This window comes from Rhizobium sp. Root1334 (assembly GCF_001426665.1).
Taxonomy (GTDB): Bacteria; Pseudomonadota; Alphaproteobacteria; order Rhizobiales; family Rhizobiaceae; genus Pararhizobium.
The window spans coordinates 24,638-40,122 of sequence record NZ_LMEY01000002.1 but is presented as its reverse complement, the minus strand read 5'-3'; the positions used below and the strand labels follow the sequence as shown (position 1 = coordinate 40,122).

At 61.8% G+C, this 15,485-nt stretch carries 16 protein-coding genes; 3 read left to right on the top strand and 13 right to left on the bottom strand.

All coding sequences use genetic code 11. The features are described from left to right. Nucleotides 1–13 precede the first annotated feature (13 nt). The 7 genes from benD to ASD36_RS07610 form a co-directional block, all read right to left on the bottom strand. Complete coding sequence (benD, locus tag ASD36_RS07640) at nucleotides 14–799, bottom strand: benzoate diol dehydrogenase BenD (RefSeq protein ID WP_060509626.1); 786 nt, start codon at nucleotides 797–799, stop codon at nucleotides 14–16. Next, nucleotides 796–1,821 (bottom strand): benzoate 1,2-dioxygenase electron transfer component BenC, encoded by a 1,026-nt coding sequence (benC, locus tag ASD36_RS07635; RefSeq protein WP_060509624.1) that lies wholly within the window; start codon nucleotides 1,819–1,821, stop codon nucleotides 796–798. The genes benD and benC overlap by 4 nt, the downstream gene beginning before the upstream one ends. A gap of 38 nt (nucleotides 1,822–1,859) precedes the next feature. Beyond that, nucleotides 1,860–2,348, bottom strand: a complete 489-nt coding sequence (gene benB, locus ASD36_RS07630) for a benzoate 1,2-dioxygenase small subunit (RefSeq protein ID WP_060509622.1) — start codon at nucleotides 2,346–2,348, stop codon at nucleotides 1,860–1,862. After that, nucleotides 2,345–3,703 carry a Rieske 2Fe-2S domain-containing protein gene (locus tag ASD36_RS07625; RefSeq protein WP_060509620.1) on the bottom strand — a complete coding sequence of 453 codons (1,359 nt, stop codon included), beginning with the start codon at nucleotides 3,701–3,703 and terminating at the stop codon, nucleotides 2,345–2,347. The genes benB and ASD36_RS07625 overlap by 4 nt, the downstream gene beginning before the upstream one ends. Nucleotides 3,704–3,801: 98 nt before the next feature. After that, nucleotides 3,802–4,740 carry a catechol 1,2-dioxygenase gene (gene catA, locus ASD36_RS07620; protein WP_060509618.1) on the bottom strand — a complete coding sequence of 313 codons (939 nt, stop codon included), beginning with the start codon at nucleotides 4,738–4,740 and terminating at the stop codon, nucleotides 3,802–3,804. 72 nt (nucleotides 4,741–4,812) lie between these two features. Next, a complete protein-coding gene (gene catC / locus ASD36_RS07615) occupies nucleotides 4,813–5,103 on the bottom strand; it encodes a muconolactone Delta-isomerase (protein ID WP_060509616.1) in 291 nt (96 codons plus the stop codon). A 10-nt stretch (nucleotides 5,104–5,113) separates the two neighbouring features. After that, nucleotides 5,114–6,292: a muconate/chloromuconate family cycloisomerase gene (locus ASD36_RS07610; protein WP_060509911.1), complete on the bottom strand. Its 1,179-nt coding sequence runs from the start codon at nucleotides 6,290–6,292 to the stop codon at nucleotides 5,114–5,116. A gap of 137 nt (nucleotides 6,293–6,429) precedes the next feature. On the opposite strand from ASD36_RS07610, the gene ASD36_RS07605 reads away from it, so the two are divergent. Continuing rightward, nucleotides 6,430–7,353 (top strand): LysR family transcriptional regulator, encoded by a 924-nt coding sequence (locus ASD36_RS07605; protein ID WP_060509614.1) that lies wholly within the window; start codon nucleotides 6,430–6,432, stop codon nucleotides 7,351–7,353. 206 nt (nucleotides 7,354–7,559) lie between these two features. Here ASD36_RS07605 and ASD36_RS07600 read toward each other — a convergent pair whose 3' ends face one another. Both ASD36_RS07600 and ASD36_RS07595 read right to left on the bottom strand, forming a co-directional pair. Further along, entirely contained in the window at nucleotides 7,560–7,955 is a 396-nt protein-coding gene (locus ASD36_RS07600) for a pseudoazurin (protein WP_244489765.1), read from the bottom strand. Nucleotides 7,956–8,113: 158 nt separating this feature from the next. Then, the gene (locus tag ASD36_RS07595; protein WP_060509609.1) at nucleotides 8,114–8,809 is read right to left on the bottom strand and encodes a Crp/Fnr family transcriptional regulator; all 696 of its coding nucleotides are present in this window, start codon (nucleotides 8,807–8,809) and stop codon (nucleotides 8,114–8,116) included. 406 nt (nucleotides 8,810–9,215) lie between these two features. Here ASD36_RS07595 and ASD36_RS07590 point away from each other — a divergent pair, with 406 nt between their 5' ends. Beyond that, the gene (locus tag ASD36_RS07590; protein WP_060509607.1) at nucleotides 9,216–10,430 is read left to right on the top strand and encodes an NnrS family protein; all 1,215 of its coding nucleotides are present in this window, start codon (nucleotides 9,216–9,218) and stop codon (nucleotides 10,428–10,430) included. A 23-nt stretch (nucleotides 10,431–10,453) separates the two neighbouring features. On the opposite strand, the gene ASD36_RS07585 is transcribed toward ASD36_RS07590, so the two are convergent. From ASD36_RS07585 to ASD36_RS07570, 4 genes are all read right to left on the bottom strand, one after another. After that, on the bottom strand, nucleotides 10,454–10,747 hold the full coding sequence (locus ASD36_RS07585; protein ID WP_060509605.1) for a metal-sulfur cluster assembly factor: 294 nt from the start codon (nucleotides 10,745–10,747) through the stop codon (nucleotides 10,454–10,456). 4 nt (nucleotides 10,748–10,751) lie between these two features. Then, nucleotides 10,752–11,285 (bottom strand): DUF2249 domain-containing protein, encoded by a 534-nt coding sequence (locus ASD36_RS07580; protein ID WP_060509603.1) that lies wholly within the window; start codon nucleotides 11,283–11,285, stop codon nucleotides 10,752–10,754. Between the two features lie 3 nt (nucleotides 11,286–11,288). Then, nucleotides 11,289–12,641: a hypothetical protein gene (locus tag ASD36_RS07575; protein ID WP_060509601.1), complete on the bottom strand. Its 1,353-nt coding sequence runs from the start codon at nucleotides 12,639–12,641 to the stop codon at nucleotides 11,289–11,291. 94 nt (nucleotides 12,642–12,735) lie between these two features. Continuing rightward, entirely contained in the window at nucleotides 12,736–13,017 is a 282-nt protein-coding gene (locus tag ASD36_RS07570; protein ID WP_060509599.1) for a DUF2249 domain-containing protein, read from the bottom strand. A 289-nt stretch (nucleotides 13,018–13,306) separates the two neighbouring features. Here ASD36_RS07570 and ASD36_RS07565 point away from each other — a divergent pair, with 289 nt between their 5' ends. After that, a complete protein-coding gene (locus ASD36_RS07565) occupies nucleotides 13,307–15,463 on the top strand; it encodes a NosR/NirI family protein (RefSeq protein ID WP_060509597.1) in 2,157 nt (718 codons plus the stop codon). Nucleotides 15,464–15,485: the final 22 nt, after the last annotated feature.

Here is a 15,485-nt window from a genome sequence, read left to right as displayed (position 1 = left end):
AGTTTTGAAAATGTCAGCCGAGGTCCCCGCCGGCGACAGGCAGCACGCTGCCGGTGATGTAGGATGCCTCCTCCGAGGCGAGGAACAGGATTGGTGCCGCCTGTTCCTCGATGGTGCCGTAGCGGTGCATGAAGCTCGATTGCTTCACCTGGCTCACGACCTCGGCCATCCAGGCCTTCTCCTTGTCCGTGTCTCCAAGCGCATTGCGGGGAATGCGGCGCGGTGGCGCCTCGGTGCCGCCGGGTGCTGTCGCAACCACGCGGATACCGAAGCCGGCCATCTCCATTGCCAGCGACTGGGTGATGGCGTTGACGCCGCCCTTCGCCGCCGAATAGGGCACGCGGTGGATGCCGCGCGTCGCATTGGACGAAACATTGACGATGGCGCCGCCGCCCCGCGCAATGAGGAAAGGCAGTACCGCATGGCAGCAGTAGAGCGTCGGCATCAGCGAGCGGCGGATTTCCGCATCGATCTGCTGTGGCTCGAATTCGGCAAAGGGCCGCATGCGGATCGCTCCGCCGACATTGTTGATCAGGATATCGACGCCACCGAACTTTTCGGCGGCAAAGTGCATGGCCGCCGCGGCCCCCTCGTAGGTTTCGAGGTCGGCGCTGAAGGCAGCCGCCGCCTCGCCCGCCTTGGCAGCCACTTCGGAGACGAACTCGGCACGGTCGACGAACAACACCCGGCCGCCCTCCTCCACGGCACGGAGCGCCACCGCACGGCCGATGCCCTGCGCCGCGCCGGTCACTACCAGCACCTTGCCGGCGAACCGGTCGGGGAAACGCGCCGGGCTCATGCCGCTTGCCTCGCGGGGGCGTTCGGCGTGAATTTTTCGTAGTGGAAGCTTGCCGGCGTCACGCCGTTCTCGTCGAAATACCGACGCACGGCATCGACCATCGGCGGTGGACCGCAGAGATAAACATCAACATCGCCACCGTGGAGAACGGCGGCCGGCATGTGCTGTGTCACCCAGCCCTTCTGCGGATGGCTGGATGCTTCCTCAGCCACGACGGTGGTGAAGGAAAAATTCGGCAGGCGGGCGGCATAGGCCTCGATCTCGTCGATAAGCACGAGGTCGAGATCGCGGGTCACCCCATAGACCATATGGATCACCTGCTCGGAGCCGGCACGGGCAAGCCCCTCCAGCATCGAGAGAAAGGGGGCGAGCCCCGTACCGCCGGCAAGGAAGAGCAGCGGGCGCTTCACTTCGCGTAAATAGAAACTGCCAAGCGGGCCGGTAAGGTCGAGCCGGTCGCCGGGCTTCGCATCGGCAAGCCACCCGCTCATAACGCCATCGGGGATTTTCTTGATGAGGAAGCCAAGGCGTTGGTCGCCAGCCGCAGAGGAGAAGGAATAGGAGCGGTTCTGGCCGCTGCCGGGCACGTCGATATTGACATACTGCCCGGGCAGGAAGGCAGGTGCGGCAGCAGCGTCCACATCCAGCTCCAGGACGATTGCCGCGTCATGGTGCGGCGTCACGGCGGCCACGGTCGCGGAGAATTTCTGGTGCCCCGTCTTGCAGGCGAGCGACGTCGTCGGCACCGTCACCACGCAGTCCGATGTCGGCTTCATCTGGCAGGTCAACACCAGCCCGCTCTCCGCCTCGTCGGCGGTCAGGGCGTCCTCGATATAGTCGTCGCCGAGATCGTAACTTCCACTTTCCGCGCGGCACTTGCAAGTACCGCATACGCCATCGGAACAGTCCATCGGCAGGTTGATCTTGGCGCGATAGGCGGCATCGAGAAGCTTCTCGCCGCTGTTGCAGCCGATGAAACGGGTTACGCCATCCTCAAAATTCAATGCAATCTTGTAGCACATGAGCCTTCCTCCGGGTCGTGGCCGCCTCGCGTCAGCCCTCAGATGTGGTAGACGTCGATGACCTGACGGATGTAATCGTTCTTCAGAACGATTTTCTTGTTCGATATCAAAAGGTTGTCACCATCCTTGCGCAGTGTGACGAACATCGTGCCGAAGAACTGGTCAGTGACCTTGTAGCGGTGGTTGAGGGTGTTGAAGTTGTAGCGGACGTCCACCTCCCCGCCCCTTTCCGCCACCACTTCGACATTGGTGACATTGTGGCTGGTCCGCGGCTCCGGCGTCGAAGCGCCCGACCGCTCGGTCTTGATACGGAAGACGCGGTCCTCGAGCCCGTCGCGGGTTGGATAGAAGATCAGCGAGATCTGTGCGTGCGGGTCTTCGGTGATCGCATCGTCATCGTCCCAGGCCGGCATCCAGTAGGTGACATCGGGCGCATAGCAGGTCAGCCACTCGTCCCATTCCCGATCGTCGAGAAGGCGCGCCTCGCGAAAGAGAAAGGCGCAGATGGTGTCGTAGGGGATGCTCATGCGACCACTCCCTTTCTTTCGGCGGCCAGCGCCTCGCGCATGACCGCCGCCCAGTATTCGTGCTGGCGGACAAACAGCCCCTCGTCTTCGCTGCGCTCGCCCGAGAGCAGTGGCTTCAGCCCCATCCGCTTAGCATTGTCATCGGGGCCGTCGATCCATAGTGGCGCACCGCGCGACATATCGTTCCAGAGTGCCGCCGTGCCGGCATAGCCGGACTGGCAGGCGCGGAATTCCTCCAGATCGTCCGCTGTCCCCATGCCGGAGACGTTGAAGAAATCCTCGTATTGGCGGATACGCACCGCGCGGTCCTCCGCGCTCTCGCCCTTCGGCGCAAAGCAGAAGATGCTGATCTCCGTCTTATCGACGCCGATCGGCCGCGTCACACGGATCTGCGTCGAGAACTGGTCCATCAGAAAGACGTTCGGATAGATGCAGAGATTGCGGGTCTGGTTGATGATGAAGTCCGCCTTGTCCTCGCCGACACGCGCCTTGATCTCCTCGCGCTGGCCATAAACCGGGCGCACCTCCGGGTTCATCGTGTTGGTCCAGAGCAGGATATGGCCGTTCTCGAAGCCGTAGACCCCGGCGACGGACTTGCTCCACGAATTGGCATCGACCGCCTTGGTGCCTTCTTCCTTGCGGCGCCCCATCGTGGCGGCGTAGTTCCAATGGACGGAGGAGACGTGATAGCCGTCGCAGCCGTTCTCCATCTGGAGCTTCCAATTCCCGTCGTAGATGTAGGAGGAATTGCCGCGCAGCACTTCCAGGCCATCGGGCGCCTGGTCGACGATCTGGTCGATGATGACCCGTGCTTCGCCGAGATAGTCGATGAGCGGCGCAACGTCCTCCCTGAGGCTGCCGAACAGGAAGCCGCGATAGTTCTCAAAGCGGGCAACGCGTGTCAGGTCGTGCGAACCGTTCTTGGCGAACTGCTCCGGATATTTCGTCGACTTCTCGTCCTTTACCTTCAGGAGCTTTCCCGTGTTGGAGAAGGTCCAACCGTGGAACGGACAGGTGAAACTGCCCTTGTTGCCGTGCTTGCGGCGGCAAAGCATAGCACCGCGATGGGCGCAGGCATTGATGACCGCGTTCAACGCGCCGGTCTTGTCGCGGGTGATGACGACGGGCTGTCGCCCGATATAGGTGGTGTAGTAGTCATTGTTCTCCGGGACCTGGCTCTCATGCGCGAGATAGACCCAGTTGCTTTCGAAAATATGCTTCATTTCCAGCGCGAACAGGTCTTCGTCAGTGAAGATATCGCGGCGGCAGCGGAATGTGCCGGCCTCATGATCGTCCTGTACGGCAGTGGCGAGCAGGTGGTCGAGGTCACGGGCCTTGTCGATAATCGCGGGCATGGCTTCTCTCCCGCAAGCGGCGGCCTATCAGGCGCGCCCTTGCAACGATGTCGATAATCGGGGTGGGTAGGGCGACCCTCGGGGGCCGCCCACGTGGATCAGGCGGCGGCGCGCTTGCGCTGCTCGTTGATCTGGTTGTCGATGCCATCCACCAGCGCTGTCAGGTGGATATCAAAGACGATCTCCGCGAACGGCCCTTCGAGGCTATTGGCCGCGATGCTCGCCGCATCGGTGCGCTCGATAACGGCCGGAACCAGGCCGTCGCGGGTCGCATAGGCAAAGTCGTCGTTGACCAGCGGGTCGCCTTCGATGTTGATCTGCGTCGTCAGCTTGCGGTGACCCTCGCCGCTGATGAAGAGGTGGATATGCGCCGGGCGCTGGCCGTGGCGGCCGAGAGCGGAGAGAAGCCGCTCCGTCGGGCTGCCCGGCGGTACGCCGTAGCCATTCGGTACGATGCTGCGGAACCTGTAGCAGCCCTTGTCGTCGGCGACGATGGTGCGGCGCATGTTGAACGGCGCCTGCTTTCCGGTGGGGTCGAAGTGCGAGTAGAAGCCGCGGGTATCACAGTGCCAGACCTCCACGGTCGCACCCGGCAGCGGTTTGCCATAAGCGTCGTAAACCGTGCCATGCATCACCAGCGTGTGGCCGCTCGTGTCCGTGCCGTCGTCAAGGCGGGCAAAACCCTGCGAGACCGGCGCACCGGCAACATAGAGCGGCCCCTCGATGGTGCGCGGCGTCGGGTTGTCGATGCCGAGTTCCGCGTCGATCGCGTCGAGGCGCTCATCGAGGAAATGATCGAGGCCGAGGCCTGGCGAGATGAGGCCGGCCTGCCCGGTTGCGCCAATCTCGTTGAGCCAGGCGATGGCCGTCCAGTATTCGTCCGGGGTGACATCGAGATCGTCGATGGTCTTGAACAGGTCCGACATGATCCGATGAACGATCTGCTTGACGCGCGGATCACCGCCATTCTTGTCGAGCCCGCTCAAGGCCTTCAGGAAATCCTGGATGTCGGGTCTACCGAAAATCTTCACGCTCATTTCATCCTCCACTTGGGTTTGCTTCGAAAAAGGTACCGGGTCCATCCCCCCCGGAATCCGCCTGCGAAAATGTCAGGTATCGTCGTCACGGATCGAGGAAGGGTGCCGTAGGAGCGGCGCCACCTCGATCTGCATGAACTTGAACAGCGGCAGCCCAGATAGGATCTCGTGCAGCTCGGCATTGTCCTTGACATCGAAGACGCTGTAGTTCGCGTAGGCGCCAGCGATGCGCCAGATATGCCGCCACTTGCCGCTTGCTTGCAGGTCCTGCGAATAGGCCCTTTCCCGCGCGATGATCTCGGCCGCCTCGGCCGGGGACAGATCGCGGGGAATGTTCACATCCATCCGTACGTGAAAAAGCATTGTCCTATCCTCAACCAGCGCTGATCGTCTTGCGCAGCCCGTTACGGGCAAAGAAGGCGATGCGCTCCTCATCCAGTTCGATACCGAGACCCGGCCCGGCCGGTACGGTCAGCTCGAAATCGCTGTAGTCGAGTGGTCTCGCCAGTATCTCTTCCGTCAGCAACAGCGGGCCAAACAGTTCGGTGCCCCATTGCAGGTTGGCAAAGGTCGAAAAGACCTGCGCCGAGGCAATCGTGCCCACAGCACCTTCAAGCATCGTGCCGCCGTAGAGGCCAATACCGGCCGCATCCGCAATGGCTGCGACACGCTGCGCATTGTAGAGGCCGCCGCTCTGCTCGATCTTGACGGCGAAGACATCTGCACCTGCGATCTTTGCAATCTCGAAGGCGGACTCCGGCCCGGTCAACGCCTCGTCGGCCATCAGCGCCACTGGAAAGCGTCGCACTAGCCGGGCGAGGGCCGCCGGAGAATTGACGGGCTGCTCCACCAGTTCGCAGCCGGCATCGGCCAGTGCCGCCATGCCATAGGCCGCTTCGGTCTCGCTCCAGGCCATGTTGACGTCGACACGCACCGCGCCGCGCTCGCCGAGCGCCCGTTTGATCGCGGCAACATGGGCGATATCTTCCTTCAGCCGTTTCGCACCGATCTTCAGCTTGAAGATGCGGTGGCGACGAAGGTCGAGCATCCGCTCCGCTTCGGCGATATCCTTGCCCGTGTCACCGGATGCAAGCGTCCAGGCGACCGGCAACCGGTCGCGGCGACGGCCACCCAGAAGTTCGCTGACCGGCAGGCCGAGCCGCTTGCCATGTGCATCGAGCAGCGCCGTTTCCACCGCGTTTTTGGCGAAACGGTTTTCCTTCACCATCTTGCCGATACGCGCCATCAGCGCCTGTACCCGGGTCGCGTCCTGCCCCATAATGACCGGCTCAAAGTAGGTGTCGGTGGCGAGCTTCATCCCTTCAGGGCTCTCCCCGCCATAGGCAAGCCCACCGATGGTCGTGCCCTCGCCGATGCCGACGATCCCGTCGCTGCAATGGACCTTCACCAGCATCAAAGTTTGCCCGTCCATCGTGGCAACCGACAGCTTGTGCGGCCGGATGGTCGGCAAATCGACCAGCACCGTCTCGATCCGTTCGACGACGGGGGCGATGTGTGTTCTCGGGGCGGTGGGTGCAAAACGTTTATTCATGCCGCGATCCTGCGACAACAAAAACAGCCCGTCCAACACCATTTGCATTGGATATGATACCTTTTAGATATAGTATCAAAAAATACTCAGCAGAAAAGCACTTACCGCATCGCAACATACCTAAAAAGGAAGAAAGAATGGATCTCCGCCAGCTCCGTTACTTCGTTGCGGTCGCGCGCGAACGCAATTTCACCCGTGCAGCGAAAACCCTGAATATCGCGCAGCCGCCGCTCAGCCGGCAAATCCAACTCCTGGAAGAAGGGCTTGGTGTCCCCCTGATCATCCGCAAAAGCAGGCCGGTGCGGTTGACGGAAGCGGGACGGCTCTTTTACGAGCAATCCCTGCAGGTTCTTGGCCGGGTCGATCAGATGCGCACGGCAACCCGCCGGGTGGGGCTGAACCAGAACAGTGTCTTCTCTATCGGCTTCGTCGCCTCAACCCTCTATGGTGGCCTGCCGTCGCTGGTCCGAAAGCTGCGCCAGCACGCGCCGGAACTCGATATCCAGCTTCTCGAAATGGTCTCGGTGCAGCAGATCCCCGCCTTGAAGGAAGGACGCATCGACATCGGCTTCGGCCGTCTGCGCCACAGCGATCCCAATGTCACCGGTATCGTCTTGCGCGAGGAACGGCTGGTCGTCGCCATTCCCAAGGGCACGCCACTCGCCGAAAGCAATGCCCCCCTCCCCATGGCGGCGCTCGCCGACCGGAAGATCATCGTCTACCCGAAGGAGCCGCGGCCGAGCTATGCCGATCAGGTATTGAGCCTGTTGCAAGGCCATGATGCCCGGCCCGCCGAGGTTCACGAGGTCCGTGAAATCCAGACTGCCCTTGGCCTCGTCGCCGCGGATGCAGGCCTGTGCCTCATCCCAGCCTCCGCCCGCCAGATGCGCTCCGACGTGCATTACCGGCCGCTCGAGGAGCCGGACGCCATCTCCCCGGTCATCCTCAACCAGCGGGCTGGCGACACCTCCCCCTACATCGACCTGGTCAAAAAGCTCATCCAGGAAATGTACGCCGAAAACCCACCATGGCTGGATATAGAGCACAACCACATACCCTAAGTGCGCCGCACATGTTTGTTTGTTTTCGAAAGCATACGAGCCGCGGCGCCTTGACGGCAGCCGGATTGGTGTTTGAAAGGCATAGGTGCGAGAAACCAGTTCTTACGTTCCACGATCACCTACGCCAACGCGTTTAAAAATCCGCGCACCAAAGCCAAGGCTATGGCTTCTGTACCGGCTTACCGGAAATCTGGTCCCGGAGTGGGCTATTGGCCTGCGGCTGCAATGGCCAGATCAAGCCGTTCGCGGGCCTTTTTTGGCATTTTGCCGCTCTTGACAGCCTCCAGGTTGGTTGGATTGTCGCCCACGACGATCAAAGCGACCATTCCCATTCCGAAATGAGGTGTGCACTTGATGACGTAGTCACCGGCCTGATCGAAAGTCGCCTTGAACGTTTCGTTTATCTTGCTTTTGAACGGCGCAGCCCCCTGCGGGATCATATCTTTCACGGTCTCGGCATTATGACCTTTATCTGTCGGGATGAACGTTACAGTATCACCGGGACTTACCTTGATGAAAGCGGGCTCGAAAACCATGGCGCCGCTGTCGCCCTTGTTGAGCATATGGACTTCGAAGTCCGCGGCAAACCCCGGAACGGCCATCGCGACCAGGATCGCAGCAGCGCCAGCAAGACCGTTGAAAACTCTTAGCATTTCATTTTCCTTTTTCACCGAACCCGGCGGGTCCCATGGGCAAGGAATACGCCCGAATAGGACCTGGCTCTTTGATCGTGATCAAACAGGACCGGTGTTTGGCAGCGTCAATCGCGCGCGCCCTCGGCGAGCGATCTCAGCCCTGCGCTATCGATGACAAGAAGTTTCTGTCTGCCGCCTTCCACAAGCCCGCGCTCTTCCCAGGAGGTCAATATGCGCGAGACCGTGTGGAGCGTCGTGCCGGTCATTTCCGCGATGTCCTGCTTTGTAATCGGGAAATCGATGCGGATACCATGCCCTTCCTGCCGTCCCGCCTGTTGCGAAAGACGCAGGACCGCATGGGCGACGCGGCGCTCGACTTCCTGGGTCGACATTTCGCGGATACGGGTGTGGGCTTCCTCCAGCCGCTGTCCGATTGTCTGCATGGCGCTGACGGCAAGGCGCGGGTTTTGTTCAACGAACTGTGGCCATAAATCGGTTGGCCAACACAGAATGAGACTCTCCGCAGCCGCCTTGGCCGTTCCCGGATAATCCAGCCGCTGCAGCGCTTTGGCAAAACCGAAGAGGTCTCCGGGATGGACGATACGCACGATGATCTGCTGACCGTCCTGCGTCACTTGCGTCACTTTCAGCCGGCCATGCACCAGCAGGAAAAAATTCTCCGCCACCTGCCCCTGCTCGAACACGGCATCGCCCGCCGTCACGCGACGTGCGGTGGCATGGGTGAGCAGTCTTTCAAGGTCCGCGTCGCTTATCCTGTCGAACAGGAGGAGCGACCGGACGACTGTCCGGTCGATTTTCACTGGCAGATCCCTCTCGCATAATACGTGCCATGCCCCTACCACGCCTCTCCTCCAACAGAAAGCAGATCATCTCGCCGGACCGGAAGGCCTCTTTCCCGGCACGCACCACCAACAACGCATGCCAGCGCTTATCCACGTCAAGACGAGCTCGACATTGTCCGGCGGCACGCCAACGGCACAGCCGCACCCTTCGGGTGCGGCATTGTTTCTCACGTTTGAAGGGGCGGTGTACGCTTGCCCCTTTTTCCAGAAGCATTCGCGCCGACCTCTTTGTGATGCGACAAACGGGATTTTCTCGCAAATGCGGAATCCCGTCAGGCGACCAGCCCCGCTCTTTGCCGTCCCGCAAAGAAGGACCACGCTGATCGGCCTAGGAAAGGATGATAAATGTGAAAGGAAGACGATCATGCCCACCATTCCAAATGCGGAACGCGTCAGACGCGCCGTCCCGCGCGGCCTTTCGCACACTGGTCCGGTGCTGTTTTCCTACGGCTTTCGACCGTTCTTCCTCGGCGCTGGTCTCTGGGCGGTCGCCGCTATGGCGCTCTGGATTGCGGCGATCACCGGGCACCTCGACCTTGCCGGAGCTTACGGCGCCCACAACTGGCATGCCCACGAGATGCTCTTCGGCTTCGCCCCGGCGGCACTGGCCGGCTTCCTGCTGACGGCAGTACCGAACTGGACCGGCCGCCTGCCCGTTTCCGGCTGGCCGCTCGCTTTTCTCTTCGGGCTCTGGTGCGCGGGACGCGTCGCCTTGCTCGCGACAGACATCATCGGCGTCAGCGCGGCCGCTGCGATCGATGGGCTGTTCCTGGCGGCTCTGCTTGCCATCTGCACGCGCGAAATCGTCGCCGGGCGCAAGTGGAAGGACTTGAAGGTGATTGCCGGCCTGCTGGCGCTCACCCTGGCCAACGGTTTCTTCCATGTAGCGGTCATGAATGGCAGCGGTGACCATGTGGCGATCCGGCTCGCTGTCGCGGCCTATGTGGTGCTGGTGATGATCGTCGGCGGCCGCATCCTGCCAAGCTTCACCCGCAACTGGCTCGCAAAATCCGGCCGCACGGATTTTCCCGTACCCTACAACGGCTTCGACACGGTCGCCATTCTCACAGGCGTTGGCGCGCTCGCCGCATGGACCGTTGCCCCGGAACACCGCGGGACGGCCGGTCTCGGGCTTGCCGTCGCCGCGATACATTGCGTGCGCCTGCATCGTTGGCAAGGGTGGGCAACCCGGCCGGAAAAGCTCCTCCTCATTCTCCATGTCGCCTACGCCTTCGTGCCACTTGGCTTCCTCGCCATCGGGTTGCATGCGCTGGGTCTGATTGAGGTGCGTTCCGTCCTGCATCTGCTGTCGGTCGGCGCAATCGCCGGCATGATGCTGGCCGTCATGACGCGGGCAAGCCTCGGCCACACGGGCCGGCCGCTTCTGGCCTCGCGCATGACCGTTACGGCCTACGGCGCGCTGATCCTCTGTGCACTTCTGCGCCCTCTCGGTGAAGTGTTTCCCGATGTTGCCCCCGTCATCTACGCCGTTTCCGGCCTGCTCTGGATCGCGGCCTTCGGCCTCTTCAGCGTGGAATACGGACCGATCCTCGTTCGCACGCGCCGCACACCGCTGTAAACGCAAGTCAGCTCGGCAAGGCTTCAGGTTTCCACCATCATCTGCGGGGTCCAGGGCGGCTCGTAGGTCAACCGCACGTGCGCATGTTCGATCCCTGCAACAGCCGACACGCAGTGTTCGACCGCCTCCGTGAGGAAGGAACTCGCCGGGCATCCCCGCGTCGTCGTGGTCATCGTGATGCGGGCGATGCCGCCCTCCTCCACGGCGATGTCGTAGATCAGGCCGAGATCAACGAGACTGCCTCCGATTTCCGGATCGACGATCATCCGCAGCGCATCGCGGATGGTCGCTTTCAGTGCTTCTTTCTCTTCATCCATCGTCTCACCCCTTCGTCGAGCCGGCACGAACGAGGATCCGGTAGGCTTCGCCGGTCGCGTCGAAATTACCAGCCCACCGGTATCCACGCTTGGTCAACTCCGGAAACAGGAAAAGCGGCTCTCGGGAGAGGAGCGCGAAGAGAACCTCACCCGGCTCCAGCCGGTCCGCGGCGGCGAGAATACGAACCATAGGCTCAGGCGGATCGAGATCGGTCAGATCCAGGTATGAGGACGGATCTGGCCAGATCTCGGAGCGATCCGCATCGGGCGAAGTCGCAACTGCAATCGTCTCTTTCCGCGGTGTGAACAGCACGTCCCAGTCGCCACCCTCTACCTCGCGGGCTTCGTGGTCAAAGCCGCGGTTGGCCATGACCTGGAATAGAGGCTGCGGGCGGAAGGTGGCGAGCAACCGAAGCCCCTGTCCGGGTCCGAGCCCTTGAACGGCGTCCATAATCGCCTGGAACGGCTCGCCGCCGCTTTGCAGGATCGGCCGTACGTCGAGCACCCTCGGTGCAATCCGGTTTGAAACATTGGACATCGGTCATCTCCATAAAGTGAACACTGGCAGAAAAAGGTTTGGGCGTATAACGCCCGGCGGCACCCGCAACGCTGCCGGCACCGAAGAAAGCCGGCGTGCGCGGACAAACTCCCGCATCACCCCGAGTGTCGCAACCAATTGCAGGAAAACACAGGCACGGAAAAACAGCCCGACTCCGGTAAGGAGCGCCAGCCCGGCAGCGGCCACCGAGCCATAGTAAAGCCAGAACCAGAGACGCGCTTGCCGCTCATCGACAAGATCCTGCACACGCGGCACCGGCACCCGACCGAGAATCGGTCCATAGGTTTCCAGCCACGTCAGGAAGGCAATGATCTTGTAAAGCTGGGCGAGCCCAAGCCCGCTCAGCCAGCCGAAGACGAAGAGATAGACGAGGGCCGGGGCCGCCTCGCCTGCCCTCAATTCGGGGAGGTTGAAGAAAAGCACGGAGAACGTGAGCGCCGCGAAGGCGGCAAAACTCGCATGGATGTTGAGCTCCGGCTGCTTGCGCTTGCGCGTACGATAAAGCTTCACGACATCGCCGCCATAGAGGAGCACGGCCACAAGCGTAAAGGCCATCGCCACAGAAACCAGCATCTCCGTGCCGGGGAACGCAAAAACCACGAGCGGAACGCAGCCGGCAACCAGCCCGATCGCAAGGGTGCCTGCCCACCACACTGCCCGGCTCGTTGGCCGCTCCACCTCTGGCGCAAGCAGGAACATGGCAAGCAGGCGATAGCTCACACCGACAGCCGTCAAACTCAACCATCCGCCAAGACCCAGCATTGCATGCAGCGGCACGCCGCCGGTAACGAGCCGGAGCGGCCATGTATCCCCTGTCAGGCCTGACAGGGCAAACGAGAAGACCGCACCGAGCAGGATCGTGCCCAGTAAAGAAACAAGCCCCACTGCCACGAAACTGGCAGGAAGCGGCAGTGGCCGTGCGGCGATCAGCGTCACCGTGAGAACCGCGGCGATGAGACCAAAACCAAGAACAAGCAGCGCCGCGCCAAACGGCAGGAGACCGAGCGGCAGGTCCAACGCACCCGAAAGCGCGACGAAGCCGGCAACGAGACAAAGGAGGCCGACGAGAAGAAGAACAAGGGCCGGGGCCGCAAGCTGCCCACCGACAAGGGAGCGGGCGACCAGCACCGGCACGAACTGCAGCAGCGCACCCGCCATCAGCAGGCTCAGCCAGCCGATCGCGATGACGTGGACGAGCACAAGTGTTTCCGGCGCGCTGGCGGCAGCGGCAGGGTGGCCATAACCAGCAAGCATCATGCCCTGGCCTAGGACGAACATCAGGCAGGCGGCGGCGAAGTAAGACATGGTCCAGCGGGATAGCGTTCCACCCTGCATCTCGTTTTACCCCCGCCGCCTATCCTTTTGTTTTCATGCAGCTCCGAATAAAGAGTGCATCGCATTTCACCGAACCTGCTCTGGCTTCAGCGGTTCAGTGGCCTGAACCGCAACGGCATTCACAGCTACCGGCGTTCGCAAGCCGGTCGACCTCGACGCGCCAGATCTCCGGCCCCTGCTCAAGATAGTCCCAGCCGAACTGGCCCGGAAATTTCGTATCGAGTTGGGAGCGCAACGGACGCGGGTTATGGTCGCTGGTGATCAGCATTGAAGTTCCCGGCAAAAGCGCACCGAGCATGGCGAAAATGCGCGGATGACGTTCACACGGCGGAATGATGCGGACGTCAATGGAAGGCTTGCTCTGTAGATCTGACATGATTTGTGTGCTCCGTCCGGGCCGTTGCGAACCCGTTCCAGACTGGCGCGACCGGAACCAACCAACGCTAACCGCCCGCACGCCACGCCACTTTGACGGCGCGCAAACAAATCGGGAAATCCGGTTGCCAATTCTCCGTTTCGGGGTTTTCGCAAAAAAGCACAACGCGAGCCTCCAAATCTGGCGTCAAGATTTTGGTCGCGCAATCATCACTTGTTTGTCCTAGATCAACGACCGGCCCGCGCGAACGATCCAATGCTTCGGTAATGAACCGCGGGATTACCTTGGAATGAAAATCTTTCGTCTTGTCCTTCTGCTCTGTGTCAGCCTCTGCCTTGCGGCCCCGGCCAGCGCCGCATCGATTTTGCAGGAGTATCTGCCTGCGGTGACTGCCTCGGATCTTGTGCCGGATGCGGACGGTTTCGGTGCGGTGCGTGATGATGTGGCGGTGGCCCCGGTGCTGAAGGGCGGCCAGACGGTCGCATGGGTCTTTATCACCTCGGATTTTGTGGGAACGACCGGCTATTCCGGCAAGCCGATCCATACGCTCGTGGCAGTGGACAAGGATGCGAGGATCGTCAACGTCCGGCTGGTGAAACATTCCGAGCCCATCGTCCTCATTGGCATTCCGGATGCGAAGATCAAGGCCCTGGTCGCCGGTTATGCTGGCCTCGACCTCGTCGCCGAGGCGAAATCCGGCGGCACGGGCCATGAGGTAGATATCATCTCCGGCGCTACGGTGACGGTGATGGTGATCGACGATTCCATTGTCCGTTCGGGGCTGAAGGTCGCGCGTGCGCTCGGCCTTGGCGGACTGGCCCCGGATGTGGAAAATACCGGCCCACGCTTCGAGATCGATCCCGCTGCCGCCTCGCCGGCAGACTGGGTAGAGGCCGAGGGCGATGGTACACTGCGCCGGCTGTCGCTCGACGTGGCGCAGGTAAACGCTGCCTTTGCCGAACATCCCGACGAGCGAGCGCGCGAGCGCGCGATTGGGGAAGCGCCGCAAACCACCTTCATCGAGATGCAGACGGCGCTGGTCTCCGTTCCCGCCATCGGCAAGGCGCTGCTCGGCCCGGCCGAGATATCCAACCTCGAGGGTTGGCTGGGCGAAGGCGAGAATGCCGTCGCGGTGATGGCGCGCGGGCTCTACTCCTTCAAAGGCTCGGGCTATGTGCGTGGCGGCATTTTCGACCGCATCGTGCTTATCCAGGACGACGTTTCCGTCCGCTTCCGCGACCGCGACCATCGCCGTCTTGGCGCCATTGCGCTTGCCGGCGCGCCGGAATTCAACGAGATGGACCTGTTCCGCATTCCCGCCGGCCTCGGCTTCGATCCGGCAAAGCCCTTCCGCATCCAACTGTTGGCGCAGCGCGAGGTCGGGCCGATCGAAAAGGTCTTCCATACCTTCGATCTCGGTTACCAGCTGCCGCAGAAGTACCTGCGCGCCGTCGCGCCGCCGGCAAAGGCCATCACCACCGTTGCCGAGCCTGACGAGGGGACCGCACAGGCCGACCTGTGGAAACGCATCTGGAATGACTCGAAACTGAGGATCGCCGTGCTGGGCGCCATGCTCGTGGTGTTGACCGGGGTATTCTTCTTCCAGACCTATGCGGTCCGCAACGCGCGGGGCTTCTATATTTTCCGCATGGGCTTCCTGGTGGTGACGCTGGTCTTCCTCGGCTGGTATGCCAACGCACAGCTTTCAGTCGTCAACCTCATGGCGCTGTTCGGCAGTCTCGTGAACGGCTTCAGCTGGCAGGCCTTCCTGCTGGACCCGCTGACCTTCATCCTGTGGTTTTCCCTGGCTGCTGCGCTGCTGTTCTGGGGACGGGGCGCCTATTGCGGCTGGCTGTGCCCCTTTGGCGCCCTGCAGGAGTTGACCAACCAGATCGCGCGCAAGCTGCGCATTCCGCAATGGACGCTGCCCTGGGGCCTGCATGAGCGGCTCTGGCCGATCAAATACATGATCTTCCTTGGGCTTTTCGGGGCGTCGCTGGTCAGCGTCGAGCAGGCCGAACATCTGGCCGAGATCGAGCCGTTCAAGACGGCGATCATCCTGAAATTCATCCGCGCCTGGCCGTTCGTAGCCTATGCCGTCGCGCTTTTGGTCGCCGGGCTCTTCGTCGAGCGGTTCTACTGCCGCTACCTCTGCCCGCTGGGCGCGGCGCTGGCTATCCCCGCACGCATGCGCATGTTCGACTGGCTCAAACGCTACCATGAATGCGGAAATCCCTGCCAGAGCTGCTCCAACCAGTGTCCGGTCCAGGCAATCCACCGGACCGGCGAGATCAACCCGAACGAATGCATCAACTGCCTTCACTGCCAGGTGCTCTACCAGTCCGAAACCATCTGCCCCGTCGTGATCAAGAAAATGAAATCGCGGGCAAAACTGGCCGCGAGCCCCGGCGGCGCCCCGATCCACCAACCCATAACCAAAGTTTAATTGAACCCAAGGTTTACAAACA

Excerpts from the sequence above, each read along its gene's own strand:
- ASD36_RS07605 (WP_060509614.1), top strand. The coding sequence starts at position 6,430 with ATGGATCTCCGCCAGCTCCGTTACTTCGTTGCGGTCGCGCGCGAACGC.
- ASD36_RS07600 (WP_244489765.1), bottom strand. The coding sequence starts at position 7,955 with ATGGCCGTTCCGGGGTTTGCCGCGGACTTCGAAGTCCATATGCTCAAC.
- catA (WP_060509618.1), bottom strand. The coding sequence starts at position 4,740 with ATGAGCGTGAAGATTTTCGGTAGACCCGACATCCAGGATTTCCTGAAG.
- benD (WP_060509626.1), bottom strand. The coding sequence starts at position 799 with ATGAGCCCGGCGCGTTTCCCCGACCGGTTCGCCGGCAAGGTGCTGGTA.
- ASD36_RS07590 (WP_060509607.1), top strand. The coding sequence starts at position 9,216 with ATGCCCACCATTCCAAATGCGGAACGCGTCAGACGCGCCGTCCCGCGC.
- ASD36_RS07585 (WP_060509605.1), bottom strand. The coding sequence starts at position 10,747 with ATGGATGAAGAGAAAGAAGCACTGAAAGCGACCATCCGCGATGCGCTG.
- ASD36_RS07565 (WP_060509597.1), top strand. The coding sequence starts at position 13,307 with ATGAAAATCTTTCGTCTTGTCCTTCTGCTCTGTGTCAGCCTCTGCCTT.
- ASD36_RS07580 (WP_060509603.1), bottom strand. The coding sequence starts at position 11,285 with ATGTCCAATGTTTCAAACCGGATTGCACCGAGGGTGCTCGACGTACGG.
- ASD36_RS07570 (WP_060509599.1), bottom strand. The coding sequence starts at position 13,017 with ATGTCAGATCTACAGAGCAAGCCTTCCATTGACGTCCGCATCATTCCG.
- ASD36_RS07610 (WP_060509911.1), bottom strand. The coding sequence starts at position 6,292 with ATGAATAAACGTTTTGCACCCACCGCCCCGAGAACACACATCGCCCCC.
- catC (WP_060509616.1), bottom strand. The coding sequence starts at position 5,103 with ATGCTTTTTCACGTACGGATGGATGTGAACATTCCCCGCGATCTGTCC.
- benB (WP_060509622.1), bottom strand. The coding sequence starts at position 2,348 with ATGAGCATCCCCTACGACACCATCTGCGCCTTTCTCTTTCGCGAGGCG.
- ASD36_RS07625 (WP_060509620.1), bottom strand. The coding sequence starts at position 3,703 with ATGCCCGCGATTATCGACAAGGCCCGTGACCTCGACCACCTGCTCGCC.
- benC (WP_060509624.1), bottom strand. The coding sequence starts at position 1,821 with ATGTGCTACAAGATTGCATTGAATTTTGAGGATGGCGTAACCCGTTTC.
- ASD36_RS07575 (WP_060509601.1), bottom strand. The coding sequence starts at position 12,641 with ATGCAGGGTGGAACGCTATCCCGCTGGACCATGTCTTACTTCGCCGCC.